Source organism: Serratia proteamaculans, from assembly GCF_013337185.1.
Lineage (GTDB): Bacteria > Pseudomonadota > Gammaproteobacteria > Enterobacterales > Enterobacteriaceae > Serratia > Serratia proteamaculans_D.
Genome location: NZ_SWDE01000001.1, coordinates 2,002,795 through 2,028,091 on the forward strand (window position 1 = coordinate 2,002,795; position 25,297 = coordinate 2,028,091).

15 protein-coding genes, 1 other RNA gene and 1 pseudogene are annotated in these 25,297 nt (G+C 55.2%); 5 read left to right on the forward strand and 12 right to left on the reverse strand.

What is annotated here, in order from left to right; translation table 11 throughout:
* Window positions 1-454: 454 nt before the first annotated feature.
* Window positions 455-570 (reverse strand): annotated as a pseudogene (locus tag FCL49_RS24670) (ISAs1 family transposase); the annotation flags it as partial.
* 177 nt (window positions 571-747) lie between these two features.
* On the opposite strand from FCL49_RS24670, the gene FCL49_RS09415 reads away from it, so the two are divergent.
* Entirely contained in the window at window positions 748-1,368 is a 621-nt protein-coding gene (locus FCL49_RS09415) for a helix-turn-helix domain-containing protein (RefSeq protein ID WP_174353296.1), read from the forward strand.
* Window positions 1,369-1,489: 121 nt separating this feature from the next.
* Here the strand turns inward: FCL49_RS09415 and FCL49_RS09420 are convergent, their stop codons facing one another.
* From FCL49_RS09420 to ffs, 4 genes are all read right to left on the reverse strand, one after another.
* The gene (locus FCL49_RS09420) at window positions 1,490-1,750 is read right to left on the reverse strand and encodes a hypothetical protein (RefSeq protein ID WP_174353297.1); all 261 of its coding nucleotides are present in this window, start codon (window positions 1,748-1,750) and stop codon (window positions 1,490-1,492) included.
* A 49-nt stretch (window positions 1,751-1,799) separates the two neighbouring features.
* Complete coding sequence (locus FCL49_RS09425; protein ID WP_174353298.1) at window positions 1,800-2,447, reverse strand: MarC family NAAT transporter; 648 nt, start codon at window positions 2,445-2,447, stop codon at window positions 1,800-1,802.
* 318 nt (window positions 2,448-2,765) lie between these two features.
* Entirely contained in the window at window positions 2,766-12,458 is a 9,693-nt protein-coding gene (locus tag FCL49_RS09430; RefSeq protein WP_174353299.1) for an autotransporter-associated beta strand repeat-containing protein, read from the reverse strand.
* A 504-nt stretch (window positions 12,459-12,962) separates the two neighbouring features.
* Window positions 12,963-13,059: signal recognition particle sRNA small type (gene ffs / locus FCL49_RS09435), an RNA gene on the reverse strand.
* Window positions 13,060-13,215: 156 nt separating this feature from the next.
* Here ffs and FCL49_RS09440 point away from each other — a divergent pair.
* Entirely contained in the window at window positions 13,216-13,530 is a 315-nt protein-coding gene (locus FCL49_RS09440; RefSeq protein ID WP_174353300.1) for an MGMT family protein, read from the forward strand.
* A gap of 65 nt (window positions 13,531-13,595) precedes the next feature.
* Here the strand turns inward: FCL49_RS09440 and FCL49_RS09445 are convergent, their stop codons facing one another.
* Window positions 13,596-14,087 (reverse strand): YbaY family lipoprotein, encoded by a 492-nt coding sequence (locus FCL49_RS09445; RefSeq protein ID WP_174353301.1) that lies wholly within the window; start codon window positions 14,085-14,087, stop codon window positions 13,596-13,598.
* 230 nt (window positions 14,088-14,317) lie between these two features.
* Here FCL49_RS09445 and tesB point away from each other — a divergent pair, with 230 nt between their 5' ends.
* Window positions 14,318-15,181, forward strand: coding sequence for an acyl-CoA thioesterase II (gene tesB, locus FCL49_RS09450; protein ID WP_174353302.1), 864 nt, complete (start codon window positions 14,318-14,320; stop codon window positions 15,179-15,181).
* Window positions 15,182-15,274: 93 nt separating this feature from the next.
* Here tesB and amtB read toward each other — a convergent pair whose 3' ends face one another.
* From amtB to FCL49_RS09475, 5 genes are all read right to left on the reverse strand, one after another.
* A complete protein-coding gene (gene amtB / locus FCL49_RS09455) occupies window positions 15,275-16,561 on the reverse strand; it encodes an ammonium transporter AmtB (protein ID WP_174353303.1) in 1,287 nt (428 codons plus the stop codon).
* 36 nt (window positions 16,562-16,597) lie between these two features.
* Window positions 16,598-16,936, reverse strand: a complete 339-nt coding sequence (glnK, locus tag FCL49_RS09460; RefSeq protein WP_003850469.1) for a P-II family nitrogen regulator — start codon at window positions 16,934-16,936, stop codon at window positions 16,598-16,600.
* A gap of 294 nt (window positions 16,937-17,230) precedes the next feature.
* The gene (locus FCL49_RS09465; protein WP_174353304.1) at window positions 17,231-19,009 is read right to left on the reverse strand and encodes a SmdB family multidrug efflux ABC transporter permease/ATP-binding protein; all 1,779 of its coding nucleotides are present in this window, start codon (window positions 19,007-19,009) and stop codon (window positions 17,231-17,233) included.
* A complete protein-coding gene (locus FCL49_RS09470; protein ID WP_174353305.1) occupies window positions 19,002-20,777 on the reverse strand; it encodes a SmdA family multidrug ABC transporter permease/ATP-binding protein in 1,776 nt (591 codons plus the stop codon). The genes FCL49_RS09465 and FCL49_RS09470 overlap by 8 nt, the downstream gene beginning before the upstream one ends.
* 91 nt (window positions 20,778-20,868) lie before the next feature.
* Window positions 20,869-21,330: an Lrp/AsnC family transcriptional regulator gene (locus FCL49_RS09475; protein ID WP_012005546.1), complete on the reverse strand. Its 462-nt coding sequence runs from the start codon at window positions 21,328-21,330 to the stop codon at window positions 20,869-20,871.
* A 123-nt stretch (window positions 21,331-21,453) separates the two neighbouring features.
* Between FCL49_RS09475 and FCL49_RS09480 the strand changes: the two genes are divergently transcribed.
* On the forward strand, window positions 21,454-22,494 hold the full coding sequence (locus FCL49_RS09480; RefSeq protein WP_174353506.1) for a PLP-dependent cysteine synthase family protein: 1,041 nt from the start codon (window positions 21,454-21,456) through the stop codon (window positions 22,492-22,494).
* 60 nt (window positions 22,495-22,554) lie between these two features.
* Here the strand turns inward: FCL49_RS09480 and cof are convergent, their stop codons facing one another.
* Complete coding sequence (gene cof / locus FCL49_RS09485) at window positions 22,555-23,379, reverse strand: HMP-PP phosphatase (RefSeq protein ID WP_174353306.1); 825 nt, start codon at window positions 23,377-23,379, stop codon at window positions 22,555-22,557.
* Between the two features lie 104 nt (window positions 23,380-23,483).
* Between cof and FCL49_RS09490 the strand changes: the two genes are divergently transcribed.
* The gene (locus FCL49_RS09490; protein ID WP_174353307.1) at window positions 23,484-25,211 is read left to right on the forward strand and encodes an SgrR family transcriptional regulator; all 1,728 of its coding nucleotides are present in this window, start codon (window positions 23,484-23,486) and stop codon (window positions 25,209-25,211) included.
* Window positions 25,212-25,297: the final 86 nt, after the last annotated feature.

The window sequence follows — 25,297 nt, forward strand, 5'->3', positions numbered from 1 at the left end:
TTATTGCATAAAGTATGCATTAATATAGTAAGCCACATAAATTCAAGGTTGCAACACGAGCCAAACATTAAAAAAATATTCAGGTCGATAAGACGAGAAATAAAAAACACAATGGATGAATAATCTAAATTAGCGGGGAATAATAATAAATAAGCAGAACATTCAGCTACCTATTAAGCTTAAAAATAAAAATCCACTTATCAATTCAAATTCAGCTGATTAAACCACGACCATGGCTGGGGGATGGAATAATTAAGGTGTTAATTTATAAAAATGCCCACGGACAACTGTATGGAACTCCATAACAGGAGCGTGAATGTTTTTTAACCATTGATGATTTTACCCAGGTAAGCTGAGTCCGTTGCTGCACGCCGTCTTTTCAGTTCCGGCCACACGGGCAGTTCCTGAGTCTGCTGCATCCGCTGGATGAAGGCGCTTTGAAGGGTATGAGGTGAACGCAGCTGATGACGCGAGCAATGGCGTCATGCACAGGGATGCCGTGGGTGAAATCATCAATAGTTCAATATGACAGCGACCAAAATATTCAATCACCTCCCAGACCTCACTGCCACCACAAAAAAACCATATAAAACAATGTATAAATTTTTATTCTGGCGAGAATCGTCAATCAATTCTAAATTCTGTGTCAGGGTCATGAGGCTAAAAGGCAATAAGTTAACCGTGACTATTTGTAACTTAAGAATTTCCCACTAAGATTATGATATTAATAAATTTTGGAGAGTAAAAGTGAAGCGTTTGAAGCCTAAAAAGAACATGAATAGAATAATAGAATGTATTATTGATGATATTAAACCATTGGATATTACGGCAGGTAAAGCGGTGCCCATCAGCCTAAATGGCCACCCTCGCGTGATATTTCTCTTAAAGGGCAGCGTGGAGTGTTTTCGCACACATGACAATTTACTTATTTCTGAGGCAAAAGCGCCTTATATCATGGGGGTGATGGTCAATGAGGTTGAAGATTTTTATTACTATGTCAAACCGGCCAAAAATACTAATTTAGGATATGTAAATTACAATGACTTCATTTCATCAGTGAAAAAACATGATCTTTGGCTGGATTTATTGGAGATTGCATCCCATATCACGTCTTATCTCATCCACAGAGACATCAGTCTGGTGAATAGAGATCGATACTCAGTCATAATGCACTATCTAAAAGAAATCTATTCATTCACTGATGAGAAAAGAAAGGGAATTATGACAACAAACTACATTGTTCGTCGTTCCGGTTTGTCCAGAAGTGGTGTCTTGGCGGTACTTTCAGAGTTAAGGAAAGGGAAATACATTTCGATAGAAAATGGGGTGCTGACATTTTTATCTGATAAGGTACCAAAGTCCTTTTAGTGGTTATTTGTATTTTAAACTTATATTAAGCATAAACAATCATCATTGTATCAACTGGCCCGAAAGCCAGATACATTACAAAAATTATTTAATTTTAACCGATAGGGAAATCACGATAGTTTTAGCGTGAATAATTCCCGAAAAGCGTGTCTCTGGAATCTCTGCGTCCATCACGCTTAGTATCTTTTTTATCCCGGCGGCAATCACGATTACTTTTATCGTTGTCACGATAACACTCTTTTTTCTCTACACGAGCGTCAGCTCGAGAATCCTGTCGGATATCCCTGGCTTCCTGATGACGTTCATACCATTTAGTCTGGTCGGCAAACGAAGATGTTGTGATAAAGAGGCTTGGTAGCAATAGAAAGTAAATTTTATTCATTATATTGTTCCAGTTAAAAATAATTAACACAGCGTTGAAAATGGCATGATCAGGTTCGGGAAACAATAATCTCCAAAATACCATTAATCAGGAATTGAACGCCCATACATACCAACAAGAAACCCATCAGGCGTGAAATGGCCTCTATACCGCCAGTTCCAACAATCCGCATAATGGTTCCTGAACTACGCAGGCAACCCCAAAGTATCAATGCGATGATAATAAAAATGGCTGGCGGGGCGATCCAAAGCACCCAGTCGGGAAAATTTATGCCGTGCTTAACTGTGGATGCCGACGAAATGATCATGGCAATAGTACCCGGCCCAGCCGTGCTCGGCATCGCTAATGGAACAAAAGCGATATTATTCGCTGATTCCTGCTCGGCAATACTACTGGACTCCATGCCCTTAGGTAGCGGGAACAGCATACGGAAGCCAATAAATGCGACGATCAATCCGCCCGCGATACGTAGTCCGGGAATAGATATCCCAAAGGTATCCATTACGAGTTGTCCGGCATAATAGGTCACCAGCATAATCGCGAAGACATAAAACGAAGTCATCATTGCTTGGCGGTGTCGTTCAGCAGGGCTCATGTTTCCAGATAACCCCAAGAACAGAGCGACAGTAGTTAACGGGTTTGCCAAAGGCAGTATGAGCATTAACCCAAGGCCTATGGCTTTAAACAAATCTAACATAGATTACGGTTCTCAACAGACAGTTCAATTTCCAAGCATACAGTTTCTCTGGGATAAATATAATGTCCACTAATAGGCACCTTAGTGGCATAGGCTTATGCCATTCGACCGTAATAATGATCGCTCCGTATAGCGTCTGATATTAAACGCAGTTTAAGAAATATGTGTTTTTACCAAAAAAATTCAGCGCTAGCGGGTAAAAGAAAACTTGTATCACCAAATACCCCAGAGAACAGAAAAAAAGAAGCCGCAACGTTGTCCGATGCGGCTTCTTTAAAAATTATTATAAGGTACGGCTAAACCTAGGGGCTCCGGCCGCTAGAAACGGATTTTTACCCCCACCGACGCCGCAACATTGGCATCAATACTGGTATCACCGCCGCTATCCCAGGTTTTCCCCACTTCCGTGTACGCCTGCACTTCATGGGTAAATGCCCATGTCGCGCCGACGGCAACTTCTGTGGCACTGAATTTCTGGTTAGACTGCACCGTGCTCTGTCCCGCGCCGCTGGCCGTATTGCGGTACTTCGTCTCATCCTGCCCGTCAGCCAACTGCTGCCAGAAGTTGGCTCGCACGTAAGGCTTAATGTGACCATATTGAGTATCGTAGTCAACGGCCAGGCGAGCGCCCAGACGGCCGATAACGGCGTCATCCGCGTTCACGTCGACCTGAGTGTTGGCGTTGTCCTTGAGCCCCACGCTGTCAAAATTACTCCACTGGTAAATCAGCTGCGCCTGCGGTTCGAGCGACCAGTTGCTGTCTCCTAACTGCCACGGTCTGCCCACTTCCACCGATGCGGTGACGGTGTTGCCATTCGGATGGTAGGTTTCGTGGTCGATCGAGTTTTTCAAATCAACCGAGTGATAACCGTATTGCAGCACGTTATCAACATACAGGCCGCTGGTGTCCGTCCAGGTCGCATACCCGCCGATGTAGGTGGAAAGCGTCGAGTTATACGCCGCCCCACTGCCCATTCCGGTGTGACCATCGATAGAACTGTCGATATCCATGACCGTGGTGTACACCCCGGAACGCCATTTATCGTCGTGATAGACATCAACGCCGACCTGCATGCCACTATATTGTGTATGACTTTGGCTGTGTGTCGGGTCATCAAGATGTTGATCTATAGTTTTCACCAGATATCGCGCCCAGAAGCGCCCTTCCTGATCTTCAGGCACCGTCGACTGCCAGGGTTGTTCATCACCGACACGCTGGTGCAACGTCCCCAGCGTGAACAGATCGGCCTGACGTATCACTGAGGGTATAGAGATAAAGCCCGGGACATCCGGACGATAACCCGCACGCAGAAACCAGTCCTCGCCTGCACCCTGTGCGTTACCGGCGTAAAGCTGGTACTGCCATGCTCCGGCCAGTAAGTTATCGGCACCGATAGTGAACGCACTTTTGGTGGTTTGCGCCGTCGTGGTCGCGCCGTTTTGTGCCGCTACCACCATGATGCCATCACCCGTGGTCGGTTCACCCAACCGACTGACGTCAATGTTCAGCAAAGTGCTGCCGGTGGCTGAACCGTTGTTAATCACCAGTTTGTCTGAAGTGCCCACGTCTTGCGGCTGGGCAGTCAGTTTCAGCGTACCGTTCATCCCCACATAATTGCCATTTACCGTCAGAGCCGATCCTACGTCGCCGCCGCGCAAGTTAATGGTTCCTTGGTTCACCACGTTGGCGACCGACTGATCTTGTCCGCCGGTATCGAGCGTCCCGTTCAGGCTGACCACATGGCTGGACTGGCGGCTAAAACTGTTTGCACTTCCCGCCAGCAACGTGCCGTTTTCCACCATCGTGATGCCGCTCCAGGTGTTGCTCCCGTTAAGCACCGTGGTGCCGGTGCCGCGCTGGATCACATCACCGGTGCCGGAGATCGCGCCGTTTAATTGCAGGGAATTAGAGCGGTTCAGCACCAGTTGGCCGTTGTCCACAATGTTCCCCGTGACGCTGCCGGTGGTCGCGCCAGTACCCAGTTGCAGGGTCCCGGCACCGATCGTAGTTTGCCCGTCGAAGGTGCTGTTTTGTGTCAGGGTCAGGGTACCCTCGCCCAGTTTGGTCAGGTTACCGGAGCCGCTGACCGCCGAGAGCAGCGATACAGCGTTGCCATTGGTGTCAATTCCGCCGCCACTGCCAGAAAGCTGGATCTTGCGGGCAGTATCAAACGCCGCGCCATAACGCAGCGTACCGCCATTCAGGCCAATCGCCGTATCGGCAGCGCCGAGATTTTGATCGCCGGAAACCTGCAGCACACCGCCGCTGACTTGCGTTCCACCCTGATACAGGTTGTTGCCGTTGAGGATCAGCGTCCCGAGGTCGGATTTGTTCAACCCGCCGCTGCCGTTGATCACCGAGTTGATGGTCGCGGTGTAATTCGCCCCTCCTGCCGTACCGTCGCCGACGCGAAGAAGGGTATCGGCGGTGTTGGTGGTGATTACGCCGTCGTTGATGACATAACCATGGGTGGCAAACTGCGCCCCGCTGATGGTCACCGCACCAAGGCTGTTGTCTACCGTCACGTTACCCGCTGCACCGCCAAACACCGCAAAGGCCGCATCGCTGAACGGGGTATTAAACGCACCGGCCGGGGTGGTGAGATCCGTCGTCCAGTTGTCATTGCCGTGGCTGTTTTGCCAGATGCCGTCGCCGCCGTCGATAATGCCATTATTTTTGAGTGCACCGCCGCTGCCGCCTGCACCATCCCAAAAGCGCATGGTGTAGCCCGCGCGGTTAATCAGGTTTACCTGCCCGGCGATGGAGGTCTGCACATACAGATCTTCGGCCGCCGCCGGCGCGGTACCTATTTCAAGAATGTTATTGGTCAGCGCGCCGGTGTAGTTGATCACCCGGTACAAGCCCACGTCGAAGTTGCCGCCCGCGGTCTGCGTAATGTTCAACTTACCGTCGAGGTTCAGGTCACCATTGACGTTGATCAGGTCATTGAACGCCCCGCCCGGGTTATAAGTCTGACCAAACTGGAAATCGAGCTGTGCGTTGCCGGCCAGCGTCAGGCTGCCCATCGTCAGCACCCCGACGCTGTTCAGGTCAGCCCCCGGAGTCAGATGGCCATTGTCAGCCACGGTAACACTTCCCCCGAGCGTGCCGTTCCCGCCAAGGGTTGCCAGGCTGTTCACGCTGGCCGCGCCGGTGGCGGCAGACTGGTTGCCGTTGATCAGCAATACCCCTTGCGAGGCCGTCGTGGTGCCGGTGTAAATATTGGCCCCGGTGAGCGTCAGCGTGCCGTTACCGGTTTTCACCAGACTGCCGTTATCACCGCTGATAACCCCGCTAATCGCATCGTTCAGACCGAGGTTACCTTCGGTCAGCGTAGCGGCACCCAGATGAATATCCCCGGCACCGGACAGCGAACCGATAGCCGTGTTTCCAGCGGAGGCCGCGAGAGTCACCAGACCACCCGCCTGGTTATCAATGCGAGCATTTTGCGCCTGCGCATTGCCCGCGAACGTCACCCGGCCACGGTTGGTGGTGACCGATGTCCCACCGCTGGCGTCATCCGCCAACGACAGTAACGACGTGGCATCCACGTTAATCGCCGCACTGCCTGCAGTCGCGTTATCCGCAAAATTCGCCGAGCCGTTGTCGGTCAGTACCACCGTACTTTGTGCCGCACTGGCCGTGTCGTTGAAATTCAACGTCGAACCGTCCACAGAAAGGACATGACTTTCTGCCTGCGCGGTATTATTGAAGTTAAGGAATACCCCATCGGTCAGTGAAATATGACTATCCGGGGTGCCGAAAGCGCCGGTGGTATTGGCGTTCACGCTCAGCGTGCCCGTGCCATTTTTCCCGACAAGGGTGGTGTCGCCCTGATAGGTATTCACCGTACCCAGCACCAGTTGGCTGTTATTGGTGCCTGCTGAGGTATCCACGATCTTCAGCGCGCCGGTACCGCCAATCACGCCGGTTGGCGTAAAGGTATTGCCGTAGGTATCGAGCGTGCCGCCGTCAGTGCCGGCCAGGAAAATCAGGCGATCGGTGATGAAATCAGCCCCGGCCTGTAACGCCGCGTGGTTACGCAAGGTTACCGACGTACCGGCATCTCCCAGACTGCTGTCTTTGGACACCTGCAAAGTACCGTTCCACACTTCCACCCCACCGGTAATGATGTTATCCCCATTGAGGATCAAACGTCCCGGGTCAGTTTTCAGCAGGCGCGTCACGCTGGTGTTACTGGCGTCCTGCACCAGATCCACATTAATGGTGGTGGTTACGTCGGCACCCGCACCGCCGTCCCCCACGCGGATCACAAAGAAATTATCCGCTGCTGTTTCACCCTGAGCCGTAAAGTTATTCTCCGGCGTCAGCGCCACATTAGTGTTGGTGAACTGCAGCTGCGACCCCGGATTGAGCGGATCAGCGTTTAACACATAACCGTCTGAAGTAAACTGCATGCCCGAGGTCAGCACCGCGCCGTTGATGTTGCTGATACGCACTTCATTGGCCGAGCCCTGGAATATCGCAAAAGCATCCTGCGCCCATGGCGCATTGCCATTCCCGGTCGCTTGCGTCCAGTTGTTGCTGACACCGGCGATATTGGCCACCCAGTAACCAAAGCCACCATTCACCACGCCATTACCGCTGACGCCATCGGCACCATGGTTGGTGCCGTTCGAGTCACCGTCCCAGAATTGTAACGTACCGGATGGATCGACAAAGTTCAGCACCAGGTTAACCTGATTCGCCAGGTTGGTCTGGATGGCATAGCTCTGTGCATCGTTTGGCGGCAGCGACGCAATATCCATCGTGTTGTCCGTTAAGGTGCCGCCGTAGTTGAACAGGCGGTAAACCCCTGGCAGAAAGTCGCCGCCGGCACTCAGCGTGGCGTTCAGGTTACCATCGAGCGTCAGGTTGCCGCCGACATTCACCAAATCGTTTAACGCACCGCCCGCCGTATAGGCTTGTCCCAGCTCGAATTTACTGTTGGTGTCACTGGCCAAAACCAGATCACCGTTGATGGTCAGGGTACCGGTGGCGTTATCACCTGGCGTCAGCGTAGTCCCCGTTGCGAAGGTGACATTGCCGCCAATCGTTCCTTTTCCTCCCAGCGCGGCGCCACTTTGCACCGATGTCGCCCCGCTACCGCTTTGTATGCCGTTGATCAGCAATGTGCCCAACTGGACGGTAGTCACCCCTGCGTAAGTATTGTTGGCGCCCAAACGCGTCACGCCGGTTCCGATCTGGCTGAATGCGCCGGTGCCGGAAATCACGCCGTTGAGCGCAACATCGTCGGAGTGATTGATGCTCAGCAGGCCGTTATCAGTGATGTTGGTTTGTGTCGATAAACTCCCCTGGGTGCCGCCGTTGCCCAGCGTCAGCTGTGACCCGGTGCCGATCAGCGTATTGCCGGTGTAGGTGTTAGCGCCGAGCAGGATCAGTTCGCTGCCGCCGATGTATTCCATGCCCCCGGTCCCTGAAATCACGCCGCTGTAAGTCGGATCCGTTACGCCGTCGAAGGACAACAGGCTGGTGCTGCCCGAAGTGGCGACGTTGTAATTGTGGATGGTCATTTCATCGCTGAGGGTCGAGCTGACGCCGCTGCGTAAAATGGCCCCGTTCAGGATGTTAATCATCGGTGTGCCGGAAAGCGTAAGATCATCAACAACCCGCACATCGGTACCTGCACCGTTCAGCGTCAGAGTGCTCCAGCCGGTACCGATGTTGGTGCCTTTACTCAGATCGTCCGTGGCCAGTGAGCCGATGTTGGCAGTCCCCGGTGCGACGGCCGCATGCGTACCGTTAAACGTCAGCGTGCTGTTGGTGCCGCCCTGGCTGAGGATATGCGAGGTATCGGCGATGCTTACGTTGCCGATCGTCGCCTGGTCGTTACCGTCGTTGCCTGCAAAGGTGACACCGCCCGCATATTCGCCCTGCGCCCAGTTGAACTTGTCACTGCCGCTACCGAGGGTAATTTCCCCCTGCGTCACACCGCCATTGAGCGACACCACGTCGTTGCCGCTGCCGGTCAAAATAACCTGCGCGCTTGAACTGGCGGCTTTGAGCGTGCCGGTGTTGTTCAAGGTGTTATTGCCCGCGCCGGACGCATCGATCACCGTCGCACTCTGGCTCTGGCTGATGACGGAACCGGTGTTATTAATAGTACGGTTCGCCGCCGTGCCGTTGAGGGCGATCAGCGCATTGATATTGCTGGTACTGGAGGAGCTAATGATGCCGTTGTTGGTAAAGGCCGACGTATTCTCCGCCAGAATAGTGCTACCGGTGTCGCTGCTGGTGCCAATGGTACCGTTGTTCGTCAGGCTCTGCGCATTGGTGGCTTCAATCGCCGCACCCGCCGTCGCCGCCATCGTAATATGGGTTCCGGAGGTTACATTGCCGCTGGTGCGGGCCAGAATACCGACGCTGTTCGCGCCATTCCCATTGATGGTGTAGCCGTTACCAATAGTCAGATTACCGGTCGTTAGCGTGCCGTCTGCCTTCATAAAGGCAAAACCGCTGCCGCTGACGTTACCATTGACGTTGAGAATATTCCCGGTCCCTTCAGCGTTGAAGGTCACCGCCGTACGGATCGCCGGGCCATCGCCCGCATTGATCGTCACCGCGTTCAGGTTGATGTTACTGGAGTCGGCGTTGTTGTTGATCCCCGAGCCGGTTCCGGTGACGTTAATGGTGGTGTTGGCGGCATTAAAGGAGGATGCCCCGGTGCTGTCGATGCGAACGCCGTCCGCACCGTTAGCGGCGGTGATCTGATTCCCCGCGCCGTTCACCGTGAGGGACGCGCCGCTACCCGTCAGTTGAACCGCTGCCAGCCCCCCGTTGGCCGTGACCGTGCCCAGTTGCGTGACTACCGCACCCGCGCCTGCCACCCGCAGCCCGACGTTACCGCTGCCCGCCGCACCGCTGACGCTGATCGCACCGTTGTTGGTCAGCGTGCCGGCATTCTGGATATCCACACCAATGTTGCCGGTGCCATCCACGGCCACATTCGAGTTAATAATGGCGCTGCCGTTATTGTGCAGAAGCACGCCGGTACTGCCGCTGCCCTGCAAATTAATGTCAGCACCGGCATTGAGCGTCAGTGCACCCTGATAAGCCACGTCGTAACCCACAATGCCACTTTGCCCGGCGACAGAGCCGATGTTGGCATCTGAGAGAACCGTAGTGACGCGCGGTACCGGATCAATAGTCGCATCGATGTTGTAATTACGGCCATCAATCTGCACCGCCGTAGCGTCATTCCCTTCCAGCGTGATCGCACCGTTACTGATGTTGCCCGTCGCCCCGCCGCTGATTTTCACCCCCACGGCATTTTGTCCCGAGACATTGATTTTGGCATTACCGGTAGTGATCACCGTGGCGACGTCGTCGCTTTGATCCGGGGTGTTCATGTCATCTACGCCGTTGGCGAAGATACCGGTCGATTTATTCCCCCTGACGTTCAGCACATAATTGCTGGCTGACCCTGCGGTGCCGTTAAAGGTTGCCCCTCCGTCCACAGCGAACAAAATCGACCCGGTCTGGGCATTATCATCAATTTGGGCATTGGCGATATTGATGCTGGCTCCCTGACCGTAGGCGTAATAACCGATTTGTTGTGAGTTTTCCAAACTCAGGGAGGCCGGTGTACCGACGTTGATCGTCGCGTCACCGCGGGCGTGTACGCCGATGGCCCCCGCTGACAGCAGCCGGATACTCGAATCGAGCTGTACCTGCGCCGCATTGCCGTTCAGGCCTTCGGCATAAACAGCGTAGTTGCGGTAAGTGTATGGCTGGCCATCGCTGCCGCCGGTATCTCCGGCCGCGCCCACGATGATGGAACCGGATGAAGTGGATGACAACGAGGCATTCGTGGTGAGCGCCAACACATTGAGCGCGATATTATTGTCGCCGTTGACATAGATCGCCCCGTTATTGGTGGCCACACCGGCGTTATCCTGAATATACATGCCATAGTTAGCCGCCGCAGAACCGGCGGTTAACTGACCCAGCACATTAATAGCACCGTCGTTAGTGATGCTGCCGCTGCCGCCGTTACTGAAAATACCCGCCGCATTACGCGTATCAATCAGCAGTGAAATCGCGCCCGAGGCCGCGTTGGTAATACTTCCGCTGGTGGTGGAATAAATCCCTGCCGTCAATGCGCCACTGCCAGCCATATTGACCGCCGAGGCAGGCGTGGTTGATGTCACCGGCGAAGTACCCACCGTGATGGCGCCAAAGTTGCTAAAGGTGGCTGCGTCCTGCACGGAAACCGCGTGCCCACCCGCTTTGCCATTAGCATTATTGCTGTTGCCCACCAGCGCGATGGAAGCACCAGCGAGGTTAGTGGCCGTCGTAGTGCCTGCGGCGTTGATCCCGGTCGCCAGCGCCGTCGCCGTATCGGTCACCGCCACATTGATGTAACCGTTGTTGGTCAGGGTGCTTGCACCCAGGCCGCTCATCGCCACGCTGCCCGCGTTATTTACATTCTGGTTACTGCCGTCTTTTTCCAAAAACAGCCCGGCATTGAGCACGCCATTGTTCACCGCTGTGGCGTTCGTCGCCAGCATGCCAGCCGGCAACGGACTGCTGCCGCTGCTGCGCCAGGCATTAATGGCACCGTTATTGGTGATCACTGCGCCATTGTCGGCCCGCATCACCGCAGAAGCGCCGTCTACCGCCAGGCTACCGGTGGAGGTCACGGTCCCCGTGGCATTCGCGCCAGTGGCATAAATCACGTTCAGATCGCCGGTGCCCAGCGTGGCATTGTTAGTGTGCGCCCCCTGGTCGTCCCAAACCGCATAGGTCAGGTTAATCGAAGTGTTGTCCGCTTTTTGCAGCAATCCCGTGATGATGCCGTTATAGGTATTCTGCGCTCTGACGGTCGAATCAATCGTCTGGCCATTAACCATCGCCCCGGCCGTCAGCCAATACTGGATCTGCGGTTTACCCGCGTAAGCACCCTGGCCGGTCAGGTAGTCATTCACATCCGCGATATCTGCGGAGGATTGAATGTCGAAGGTTTTGGTGCCCAGTTGCACGGCGTGGTTGGTGCCGTCACCTGTCGCCACATAGTTTGGCAACGTCAGACTGTAGTTATATTGCGTACTTTGCTGCGTCACGCTCTGTTGCTGGGTCGACACCACTGCTGCGGGGCGGAAATGAATGTAGTTGTCCGAAAGCCAGTTAACGGTGCTGGCATTGCCCGCACTGCCGTCAGCCTTCGCCAGCACAGAATTTTTTGCCAACAGATCCAGCGTGTTGGCCGCTGCAGCAATCGGTGTGGTGCCGATGGTACTGGCACCGATGTCCACATTGGCCGTCCCGCCAACGGATCCCACGCTGACAATGCCGAAAGCATTCAGGATGCGCACAGAATTCGGATCGTAAACTGGCAGTAGCATACTTCCAACGGCGGCATCGTCGGCGGAAACAAAGGTAGAAGAATCGTAGGTACTGATGATCTGGTAGGAACCTTCCAGCCCTGGAACCACGACGTTAAGCTCTTCATTTTGCTGCGGATTAGCCGGGTTAGGCGAGTAGGTAAACTGGCCTATATTGGCGGAAGTAATAGGTTGCGTCAGCCCGTTGGAATCCGTTGATGAGAGGGTAATAATCCTGCCGGCATCTGGTCCGCTGGCATCGGGAAGCGCATTGATCACCTGTACGCTGGTCCCGCTGACGCCATGGGTCCCCGAGGTAAAATCAGGGAACTGAGGGATCGCCCCCAAAATATTAAGCGTAGTTCCCGCAGCGTAATGCTTGCTCAGTGGTTGGCCGTCGATCGAAAAGGCATACCCTGTATCAATAACCTGGTCAAAATTGTAACCCGGCGTAGTAGGAAATAAATAGGAAGGATAAGCCTGCGACCAAGTCACATCATCTGCAAATGCCGTACCTTGCCCGCCAATGATCATTATTGCAGCAGCCAGTAATGCGCCACGTCGACACGACTTTGCTTTGCCTCCTACCTTCGACATTGCCGTCTCTGCAACGGGCACCATGCATCCTGCGTTATGACTCCATACCAAACGATAGATTCTGTTCATTAGCTATCCTAAGGAAATGTAAAATGGAAAAACTTGAAATCATTGAGCAAAGGAAGGGAAGGTGCTTCACGCTGTAAATTTAGTGCATGTGTAAAAAAAAACATTGGGGGAATGATGATGATTGTCACAAGTACACATTATTTTAATGTGCGAAAGCAGGAATGGTTACAGTGGGTCTGTACAATATTCTGTGGTGCGACACGAGGCTGTTCTTGTGATTGTTTCAGCCAGAAAATGCCAAGAAACCTGCTATCTCACCAGCAGTTTCCTACCCGGCAGTGCGTTGAGAGTAATTTCAGGGTGCAAAGTGATACGCGGATTTCACGACGTTTTCGAGCTGTAAGGTAAATTCGGCGGTAGTACCCAATGCCGTGACGGGAGAGAACGAGGTGAGACATAGATAGCTTCCTAAGTGATACACAAAAAGTGTGACACCTACGAATCCAATGCACTAAATCTCACTTAATAACTGATAAATCAATCAGTTACTGAAATTGGTGGAGGCCCTGCCAGCTACATCCCGGCACACACGTCACCTGCTACGGCTGCTTCCTTCCGGATCTGACCGAGTTCACAAGTTAGTGTTGCGGGAGAACCAACAGGGCCCCCATTGACGGCTTCTGTACTCTGAAGCGGTGGGCATTATCGGTGATGGCCAGCCAAATAGCAAGCCAACCGGGGCCAACCGCTGTTTTCTTACCCACCTCGACTGTGGCACACTTTCATCCTTGGTTTTTGCCGCAGCAGGAAAACAGAAATGGAGCCAGAAGATGCCTCATTCAGCCAACGCGTGTTCCACGTAATAGCCGCTATTCCCTATGGCAAGGTCACGACCTATGGCGAAGTGGCACGGCTGGCTGGCTCGCCGCGTGCGGCGCGTCAGGTCGGCGGCGTGTTAAGGCGCCTGCCTGAAGGCAGCAGCCTGCCCTGGCATCGGGTGATTAACCGCCACGGCCAAATTTCACAGCAGGGAGAGGACTTCCAGCGTCAGCGACAGGCGTTGCTTGAGGAGGGGATTATCTTCGGCACGCACAGCACGGTTGATCTGCAGGTTTACGGCTGGCACTGGTAATAACAAAACAGCCTTTGGCCGGAGCGCAAAGGCTGTTGATGGTTTACTGTTTCAGTGCTGCCGGCTTACGGCATGGTTGCCGGGGCTGCCTGAACCGCAATGCCCTGCACCGGAACCATTACCAGGTCAGCACGGGTGCCGTTACGGTTTACCACTTCCTGGATTGTATCGGTAATAAAGGTCATCTGCCCATTTACCGTAATTGCCGCACTCAGGATGATGCGTGCATTAGGCTGAATATCGGCCGGGTTGTACGGCAGGACAAAATTAAACGGTGCCTGTTTACCCTCGGTGCGAACTGCACGCTGGGCAATGACTTTAGACGGAGCATCCGCCAGCGAGGCATCAGAGAGCGTGACGGTCAGTACTGCATCCGGCGGCAGCGCGATGCGCTGGCGAATGTTAACCGAGCCAGTCACCGCCGGGCCCTGAATCTGCGTTTGCGCAATCGCCGGGTTTCCCGCTGTTGGTACAGGCACATTCGCACTCTTTTGGGCACAGCCCGCCAGGGTGATGGTCAATGCTGCTGCTCCACCTACGATTTGCCAGAGTTTCATGGATCGCTCTCCTTTTTTATTATCAACATGTTGGTGGCTTTCACCACCGCACCTATTAAACTTAGCACAAAACACTGAAAAATCCATTTAGTCCTGCCTATTAATCACTTAGCCCTCTAATAACGCTCAGCATTCAGTCAATTTTCTCTGTGCCATAACGCAATATATTGACGTCTTACCGTGATATTCCGCACACTGCGCAAAATGATTATTAAAAGGGTAGTTACTTTATGAGCCAGGCACTGCAAAACCTCCTCGATCTGCTGGATCTGGAGAAAATTGAAGAAGGGCTGTTCCGCGGCCAAAGTGAAGATCTGGGGTTACGCCAGGTCTTCGGCGGCCAGGTGGTGGGCCAGGCGCTGTACGCTGCCAAACAAACGGTGCCTGCGGAGCGCAGCGTCCACTCGTTCCACAGCTATTTCCTGCGTCCGGGCGACAGCAGTAAGCCCATCATTTATGACGTGGAAATTCTGCGCGACGGCAACAGCTTCAGCGCCCGCCGCGTCAGCGCCATTCAACACGGCAAACCGATTTTCTACATGACCGCCTCCTTCCAAAGCCCGGAAGAAGGCTTTGAACACCAGAACACCATGCCCGATGTGCCACCGCCAGAAGGGCTGATGTCTGAGTCAGAGATTGCCCAAAAGCTGTCGCATATGTTGCCGGACAAGGTACGTGAGAAGTTTATCGGTCAGAAGCCGATTGAGATGCGTCCGGTCAAATTCCACAATCCGCTGAAAGGCAGTGTGGAAGATCCACACCGCTACGTATGGTTCCGCGCCAACGGCACCATGCCGGACGACCTGCGCATCCATCAGTACCTGCTGGGCTATGCGTCCGACTTCAACTTCCTGCCGACGGCGCTGCAGCCACACGGCGTCGGTTTCCTGGAGCCGGGCATGCAGGTGGCCACCATCGATCACTCAATGTGGTTCCACCGTCCGTTCCGCATGGATGACTGGCTGCTGTACGTGGTGGAAAGCACTTCCGCCTCCGGTGCCCGTGGATTTGTACGCGGTCAATTCTATACCCGTGACGGCGTATTGGTTGCCACCACGGTACAGGAAGGCGTGATCCGCCAGCGCGAAGCCTAAACGCAAGCCAAAGAAAAAGGGCGATGTCTCCATCGCCCTTTCTGCATCATCATTATTTTTCGAATTATTTAGCGCACTGCCCTTCTTCAAGGCTTATTGGTTATAGGCACTCTCGCCATGGCTGTTGACGTCCAGACCTTCGCGTTCCTGCTCTTCCGGGACGCGCAGACCGACGATGGCCCCTGCCACTTTAAAGGCGATAAAGGCCGCCACACCAGACCACACCAGCGTGATCACCACGCTCAACAACTGGATCCACACCTGATGGCCCATGGTGACGCCTTCCGCGTAGCCAGTGCCGCCCAGCGAGGCCGAGGTGAATACCCCGGTCAGCAGGCAACCGACGATACCGCACACGCCATGCACACCGAACACGTCGCAGGTATCATCGACCTTCAGCCATTTCTTCAGCGTGACCACGCCCCACAGACCGGCGATGCCGCCAATCAGGCCGATAATCAACGCCCCGCCAACGCCCACGGTGCCCGCAGCCGGCGTGATGGCAACCAGCCCGGCGATCATGCCGGAACAGGCGCCCAACAGTGAAGGTTTGCCGCGAACAATCCACTCGGCAAAGGTCCAGGAGAGGATAGCGCCGGCAGTGGCCACCACGGTGTTGAGGAACGCCAGTGCCGCAATCCCGTTAGCCGCGCTGGCAGAACCGGCGTTAAAGCCAAACCAGCCGATGTACAGGATGGAAGCCCCGGTAAACACCATTGGCAGGTTGTGCGGTTTGAAAGCTTCCTTACCGAAACCGGCACGCTTGCCCAACAGATAAGCGCCAATCAGACCGGCACTGGCGGCGTTGATGTGCACCACGGTACCGCCGGCAAAGTCCAGCGCGCCGTCAGCGGCCAGGAAACCGCCGCCCCACACCATGTGGGCAATCGGCAGGTAAGAAATGGTGAACCAGATAGCCGCGAAGATCACCACCGCAGAGAAGCGGATACGCTCGGCAAAGCCCCCCACCACCAGCGCCACGGTAATACAGGCGAACGAACCCTGGAACGCCACGTGGATCATCTGGCTAAAGGTTCCGGTGACACTGTCGATGCCAATGCCTTTCAGCATCGCCGTCTGGAAACCGCCGAAGAAGGCGTTACCTTCGCTGAAAGCCAGGCTGTAGCCATAAAGCACCCACAGCACGCACACCAAGGCAAAGGTGACGGTGACCTGGGTCAACATGGAGAGCACGTTTTTGGAACGCAGCAAACCACCGTAAAACAGAGCGACACCCGGCAGGGTCATGAACAGCACCAAAGCGGTGCAAATCATCATGAAGGCATTATCCGCCTTGTCTGCGACCGCCGGAGCGGCCAGTGCCAAAGAAGGAACCATGGTTACCGTACTCAGGCCCAACATGGATAAAAGTTTTTTCATTATCAATCCATCCCCATTACTTTACTGAGCCAATGACTACAGTGCTGCTTCGTCTGTTTCGCCGGTGCGAATGCGAATGACACGTTGCAATTCGGCAACGAAAATTTTGCCATCACCGATTTTGCCGGTGTAGGCCGCTTTACTGATCACATCGACCACTTCATCCAACTGATCGTCAGCGATAGCGATGTCGATTTTTACCTTAGGTAAGAAGTTGACGCTGTATTCGGCTCCACGATAGAGCTCAGCATGCCCCTTCTGGCGACCAAAGCCTTTTACTTCGCTTACGGTCAGCCCCTGAATTCCTATAGAGGATAGGGCTTCACGCACGTCCTCCAGCTTGAATGGTTTAATCACCACGGTCACCAGCTTCATATTGCCCCTCCACGAATTAAGCCCAAACTCACCCCTGGTACCTGTCTTATAAAGCAAAGGCTATGCCATAAATGGATTTGTCCGCTAATTCAGCAAATTAACCGACCAGGCTGGGGTGTAACGCAACGCCGCTAGCCAATGGCAGGCTATCGCACAGGGAATTGATTAAATATTGCGCACTATTTTGGTGCGTGACGCGTCGAAAAAGTGCAGAGAAAGGGATTTAAAACGCAGCGATGCCTGTTTGTGGTGCGTGGTGAGAAAAGAAAGAGGCCGCTAAAGCGGCCTCATTGATCATGCAGTTTGTGTTTCTTCGCGGTTGGCGGCCGCCAGCTCTTCGCCAACCAGCTGCAGTTGATACATCTGGTAGTAACGCCCCTGCTGCGCCAGCAGTTGCTGATGATTCCCCTGCTCGACGGCATGGCCGCGGTGCAACACCAGAATTGAGTCGGCATCAACAATGGTCGACAAGCGGTGAGCGATCACCACCAGCGTAGTGTGCTCGCGGATCAAACTCAGCGCCCGCTGAATCGCTTGTTCCGTACCCGAGTCAATGTTGGCGGTGGCTTCGTCAAGGATCAGGATCTGCGGTGCCTGCACCAACACCCTGGCCATCGCCAATAGCTGCTTCTGGCCCACCGACAGGTTATTACCCTGCTCGCCCAGCCGGGTATGAATGCCTTCAGGGAAAGAGCGAACCAACTCAGCCAGTTGCACCCTTTCCAATGCCTGCCAAACCGCCGCTTCACTAATATTGCGCCCCAGAGTCACGTTGGCCAGCACCGATTCGGCGATCACCACCGGATCCTGCTGCACCATAGCGATGCCCTGGCGCAGGGTAGCGTGTGAAAGGCTGGACAGAGGACGCCCGTCGAGACGCACTTCCCCGTGATCGACCGGATAATAGCCCATCAGCAAATTGGCCAGCGTGCTCTTGCCGCTGCCGGTATGACCGACCAGCGCCACAAAGCCGCGTGAAGGCACCGACAGCGAAATATGCTGCAGTACCTTCTTGTCATCCCGGTAGGAAAAACTCAGGTCGTCAATATCAATACGACCGCTCTCCAGCGGACGATTGTCCGTACCGTAGCTCTGCTGACTGCGATCCATCAGTTCGAAAATACGCTCACCGGCCACCACCGCCTGCTGCAAAATCGACTGTTGCGAGGTCAACTCTATCAACGGCTCATTCAGACGCCCCAGATAGTTGATAAAGGCATACAGCACACCGACGCCGATCGCTCCCTCACCGCTGAAGCCGAACAGCATCAGCAGGCCACACAGCACCAGCGCCGAAAACAGGCTGAGCAGCGGACGCAGCAGGAAACCGTCCAGGCGCAGCGTTTGCATACGCGCGGTATAGTGGGAACGGCTGGCAGCGCTCATGCGCTCCCCGAAGCGGATCTGCTGGCGGAACTGCTGGATCACCCCCATGCCGTTAATCACTTCGTTAAAGCCGTCGTTGATGTCCGCCAGATAGCTACGCACCCGGCGTACAATAGGTATGCTGTAGTATTGGTAAATACCCATCACCACAAATACCGCCGGGAAGATGCAGATAGCCACCAGCGCCATGCGCCAGTCGAGGCTGAACATGGCCACCAGCATAGCGCCAATCAGCGCCGCACTTTTCAGCACCGTGGACACCACCATCACGTACAGGTCTTTGATCACCTCGGTGTCATTGGTCACCCGCGAGATCAACTGCCCGACCGGCTGAGTATCAAAAGCGCTCAGCGGTTGGCGCAATGCGGCATCCATCACGTCCGTTCGCAGCCGTTGAACTACCCCGACCGCCGCCTGGTTAAACAGCAACGCCTGAAAATAGTGGAGCGCCGCCGCCAACAGTTCCAGCAAAATATAGGCCGCCGCCAGCCCGCAGACGATAGTCAGCGGCAACTGCCCCTTGGCAACATAGTTATCGATAAAGTAGCTGACCAGGATCGGCCCGGCGACTTCCGCCGCCGCCGCGACCCAAAGCATCAACACCGCCAGCCCCAGCGGTTTGCGATACGGCGATCCATAAGCCAGCAAGCGTTTCAGCGTCGGCCACAACTTTTGCATCTTATTCATTGGCTTCACTCTCCTCACCGCTTTCCGGGGCCTCATCCAATGCCGCCTCCAGTTGCTGATAGCGATACATCTCGCGATACCAGCCGGGTTGAGCCGCCAGGGACGCATGCTGGCCACGCTGTGCCACACCGCCGTGCTGGATCACCAGAATTTCGCTGGCTTCGGTCAACGCCGAAAGCCGGTGCGCGCTGATAATTACCGTGCGGTTTTGCCCCCAGCTGCGCAGGTTATGCAGGATTTGGTGTTCGGTACGGCCATCCACCGCCGACAACGCGTCGTCGAGGATCAGGATTTCCGCGTCCAGCAACAGGGCGCGGGCGATAGAAATACGCTGCTTCTGGCCACCGGAAAGCATCACGCCACGCTCACCCACCTCGGTTTCATAGCCTTGCGGCAAGCGCAAAATATCTTCATGCACGCTGGCCAGGCGGGCCGCACGCTCAATCTGTTCCTGCGTCGCCCCTGGGTTGCCGAGCGCGATATTGTTCGCCACGCTGTCAGAGAACAAAAACGGGGTCTGACTGACTACCGACAGCCGCGAACGCCAGTCGTCGAGTTTCACCTGGGTCAACGGCAGCCCCTGATAGCTAATCTGGCCGTCATCAACATCAAACTGACGCTGGATCAGTGACAGCAACGTCGATTTACCGGCACCGGTCGGGCCGCACAGGCCGAGCATTTGCCCCGGCTCCAGCTTCAGTACCACATCGTGCAGCGCCGCATGGGTATTGCCCGGATAGTGAAATGCGCGAATGTCGATGGCCAGATTGCCACGCCCAGCCGGCAAGGCTTGCTCGCCGTCCGTCACTGCCGGCGCTTCATCCAGCAGGCTGCGGATACGGCTATAGGCCGCGCTGCCACGTTCAACGATGTTGAACATCCAGGCCAGCGCCAACATGGGCCAAATCATCAGGCCGAGGTACATCACAAAGCTGGTCAATTGCCCCAGCGTCAGGGTGCCGTTCACCACCATCCAACTGCCGCCGCCGATAGCCAGCAGATTGGCGGTACCGATAGCGATATAAATCGTCGGATCGAAACGGGCATCCACCCGCGCCACGTGCATATTTTTGGCGCCGGTCTGGGCGGCCACTTCAGCAAACTGATTGGACTGATGATCTTCCAGGCCGAACGCCTTGATCATGCGGATACTGGTCATGCTTTCCTGCGCCTGATCGTTCAGGCTGGAAAACGCTGCCTGCGCCGATTTAAAACGCTGGTGCAACTGGTCGCCGTAGTACTTGATGACGATCGCCATGATTGGCATCGGGATCAGCGACAACAGGGTCAGCTGCCAGCTAATTTGGGTGCTCATCACCACCAGCACCGCCAAGCCCATCACCAGTGAATCGACCAGCGTCAGCACCCCTTCACCGGCGGCAAAAACCACGCGGTCGACATCATTGGTGGCACGCGCCATCAGATCGCCGGTGCGATGACGCAGATAGAAGGCCGGATTCTGACGGCTAAGCTGACGGTAGAAGTTTTCACGCAGCTCCACGGCAAGCTGATAGGACGCCCCAAACAGCAGAACCCGCCACACGTAGCGCAGCAGGTAGACCACCACGGCGGTGCCGAGCATCAGCCCCAGCCATGCCATTAATACGCCGCCGGACATCTGTTTTTCTGTGACGCCATCCACAATGATCCCCACCAGCTTGGGCGGCAACAGTTGCAGTATGGCAATGATGATCAGCAGCACCACCGCCCCGAGGTAGCGGCGCCACTCGCGGCGGAAATACCAGCCGATTTGAGCAAATAGTCTCACGCAGTTTTATTCCAGGATGTAATGTTTTTATCTCTCGTTCTGCCTCAGCAGAGTAGGATACCACCGTTACTTTGCCAATTTGGTGAACTTTTCACTCAGGAACCGGCAGTGCGGTGGTGTATTTGATTTTTTCCATCGCGAAGCTGGAAGTGACGTCGATCAGCCCCGGCACGCCGTTCACCAGGCGCTTGTAAAAGCTGTCGTAACTTTTCATATCCGCCACTTCCACCTGCATCAGGTAATCGTACTCTCCCGCCATGCGATAGAAGGCCAGCACCTCCGGCATTTGCTTGGTCAGTTGCACGAACTGTTGATACCACTCACTGCTGTGCTGCTGAGTTTTGATCAGCACAAATGCCGTCAGGCCCAGGCCGAGCTTTTCGTTATCCAGCAGCGCGACCCGCCCTCGGATATAACCTTCTTCTTCCAACCGCTTGAGCCTTTTCCAGCAGGGTGTTGACGTCAGATTGACCGCGTCGGCCAGCACCTGCAGCGGTTGCGTACAGTCCTGTTGCAGCATGCACAGTAATTTACGGTCTGTTTTATCTAACATATCGCCAATCCGGAGAATATTTTTCTCTCATTAGGCGATTAAACAGGAAAAATGGCAATCCTTTTTTCCTCACGGCAGGCTATATTATGCAACAAATAAGCCCCCCTATTCTGAGGCCAAATGATGACAAATTCTTGGGTTAAATATGCTATCGGCGAAATAGAAGCGGATTTTCAACGCTCCGCCGATACCCACCTGATCCGCCTGAACCTGCCGGAATTTCCCGGTATCTGCCTGTACCTGAAAGATGAAAGTACTCACCCAACCGGCAGCCTGAAGCACCGGCTGGCGCGTTCACTGTTTCTGTACGGTCTGTGTAACGGCTGGATCACCGAAAACACCACCATTATCGAGGCCTCCTCCGGCAGTACCGCGGTATCCGAAGCTTACTTCGCCCGGCTGATTGGCCTGCCGTTTATTGCCGTCATGCCTTCCTGTACCGCACGCCGCAAGGTTGAGCAGATCGCGTTCTACGGCGGTCGCTGTCACTTCGTCGATCATGCGGCGCAGATTTACGCCGTCTCCGAGCAGTTGGCGCAAGAGTTGAACGGCCACTATATGGATCAGTTCACCTACGCTGAGCGGGCCACCGACTGGCGCGGCAACAACAACATCGCCGACAGCATCTTCCGCCAGATGGAACGCGAACCTTTCCCGGTACCCAAACATATCGTGATGAGCGCCGGTACCGGCGGCACCTCCGCGACCCTGGGCCGCTATATCCGCTATCAGGGGCACGACACCCGCCTGACGGTGGTCGATCCGGAAAACTCGGTGTTCTATGATTGCTTCCACCAGCGTGACCGCACCCTGATTGGCAGCTGCGGCAGCCGTATCGAGGGCATTGGCCGCCCACGTGCCGAGCCATCCTTTATTCCGTCAGTGGTCGACAGCATGATCCGCGTGCCGGATGCCGCCAGCGTCGCCACTATCCACTGGCTGGAAACGGTGCTCGGACGCAAGGTTGGGGCATCAACCGGCACCAACGTGTGGGGTGCGCTACAGTTGGCGAAGCAAATGCGGGAAAACGGCGAGCAGGGTTCGATTGTGACTCTGCTGTGCGACAGCGGTGAGCGCTACCTGGACACCTATTACAACCCGGAATGGGTCAGAAACAATATCGGTGATCTAACGCCTCATCTGGCGCAGTTGGCAGATTTGTAATCAACAGGTTCAGACGAAAAAAAGCCGGGTAAGTCTAACCGGCCGGCTGCCAATAAAGCCTCATAATTCGGGGGAATAGGTGAGGTAGGGTGAACGCAGCCAATGTTGCAAATAGTGGGCCACCGCCTGCTGTTCGCAGTGGCCGATAACCGGTAGCTGTGGCAATAGCGACTTCAGCTGTGGCAGGGCATTGCCCATCACCACCCCGTGCCCGACTGCCGCCAGCATTTCCTTGTCGTTCATCGCATCACCAAACGCCATACAGTCCGCCATCTTCAGCCCCAGATGGCGGCTCAGCATATCCAGCGCCGAGCCCTTGTTGCAGCCCAGAGGCAAGACTTCCAGGCATTCATAGGCCGAGAAACAGAGATCAACCCGCGCAGCAAAGTGCCGGCGCAGCTGCACCTGAAGTTTCAGCAGCTCCTCATGCGGCCCAACAAAACAAACCTTGCTGTTGCCGAACGCCGGTAAACGCCGCAGTTCGGCAAGCTGATAATGGAAGCCGCTCAGGTGGTGGGCCTGCAACATTTCCTCCGGCAGCGCAAACTCGGTCATCCAGCCTTCATCACGGAAGACGTGCATGCTGGCGTCGGTACGCCAATGGGTATGCAGCACCTCTTCGGCAATATCGGCCGGCAAATCGGTAGCCTGCAGTTGCTGCCCTCGGTCGTCATAGACCCGCGTGCCGTTGCCGGTAATCAGATAGCCCTGCAGGCCTAACTGCGCCATGATCGGCTGTGCATCAAGGTAGTGGCGCCCGGTGGCGAAAGTGACGATCATCTCCCGCTCGAGGAGTTGCTTTAGCACCGCCAGAGTTTCCGGCCCGACCCGGTGATCCGGTGTCAACAACGTGCCGTCCATATCAAAAGCCGCCAGGCGATACATAAGAACCTCATGAATGTGAACGCGATTACAGTCCCTGCAGTATGGGATGGTATTTACGGAAGTAATAGTGAACAATTCTGGAAAACTGTTCCGGATTTCTCCTTATGCGCCTGACCCATCGTCTCAGCCAATACCAACGCCTGTACCAGCAGCTCGGGGGCACGCCGGTCGCCACAACCGTCGGCGAGTTGGCGGCGATGTTCTATTGCAGCGAGCGCCACGCCCGCACGCTGGTGCAACAACTGCAGGATCAAGGCTGGCTGAGTTGGCAGTCACAGCCCGGACGCGGGAAACGTGCGCACCTGCACTGCCTGAAAACGCCGGATGAGCTACGCGCTGCCCATCTTCAAAGGTTGCTGAAGGATGGCGATCATCAGGGGGCGCTGGAAATGGCGCAGTTGGATCCGCAACATTTACAGGAGCTGCTTAGCCCCCATCTTGGTGGTCAATGGCAGGCCGGCAGCCCAACGCTGCGTATTCCCTACTACCGCACGCTCGAATCGCTGGATCCGCTGACCCTGACCGGCCGCGCCGAACAGCATTTGGTCGCCACCCTGCATGCCGGGCTAACACGTTTTATTACCGGTAATCCCGAGCCGCAATCTGACCTGGCCCACCATTGGCAAATCAGCCATGACGGCCTGCGCTGGCAGTTTTTTCTACGCAGCCAACTGCGCTGGCACAACGGTGAGCCACTGACCGGCCAGCAACTGCTGCAAACGCTGGAAAAACTGCAGAGACACCCTCGCAGCCAACCCAGCCTGGCCAACGTTGCCGCTATCAGTCTTCCCCATGCGCTGTGTCTGCAGTTTGAATTGCAGCATCCAGACTATTGGTTGGCACACCGGCTGGCGGAGTTGCCTTGCCTGCTGACCCATCCGGAGGCTTCGGGCATGGGGGCCGGCCCGTTTAAGCTGGCGCTGAACCAACCGCACCTGGTCCGGCTGGAGCAACACCCGTTTTACCATTTGCAGCATCCTTTTCTTGAGAGCATCGAGTATTGGATCACCCCCGAGCTGAACACCGGTGAGGCTTATACCAGTTGCCAGCATCCGGTACGTATAACCCTCGGTCAGCAGGAAGAGATGGCATTGGCGCGTCCGGTACAGCGCAGCATGAGTCTGGGTTGGTGCTATCTGGCGGTGAATTTGAAGCACGGCGTGCTCAGTGAGGCTCAGGGGAAAAAACTGCTGATGCTGATCCAGCAATCCAGGCTGTTGGCCAATCTGCCGGTGCCCAACAGCGTCATCACCCCCAGTAGTGAGATGCTGCCCGGCTGGACAATTCCACAGCATCAGGCCGACGAGGATATTGCCCTGCCCGCCAAATTGACGCTGTTGTATCGGCCACCGGTGGAGCTGGAGACGGTCACAGTGGCCTTGCAGCAACTGTTGGCGCAACACGGCTGCGAGCTGGAACTGCGCTACTACGCGGGTAAACGCTGGCAAAGCGCCGAACAAATCGAACAGGCCGACCTGCTGCTGGCGGATAATCTGATTGGTGAGTCACCGGAGGCCACACTGGAAAGCTGGCTGCGGCAAGATACGCTGTGGCGCGGTATCCTGCCCGACGCTCGCTGGCAGCATCAGCAACAAACGCTGCAACAGACTCAGCAGCTCCCGGCACAGCAAGCACGTTACCAGCAATTGAAAGACTATTATCAGCAGCTTATGGCGGCGGCGATCATCACTCCGTTGTTTCACTATCAGTATCAAATCAGCGCGCCACCGCGCATTCATGGCGTCACCCTGACGGCCCACGGGTGGTTCGATTTCTGTCAGGCCTGGCTACCGCCGCCGGTGGAAAATACCACGTTGCCATCAACCGACTGAATTTGCCCGGCCAGCGGTATGCCACCATTTCTGCTACCATTGCTGCCGCAACGCATTTTTATCTTACCGCCCGAATGTGTATCGGG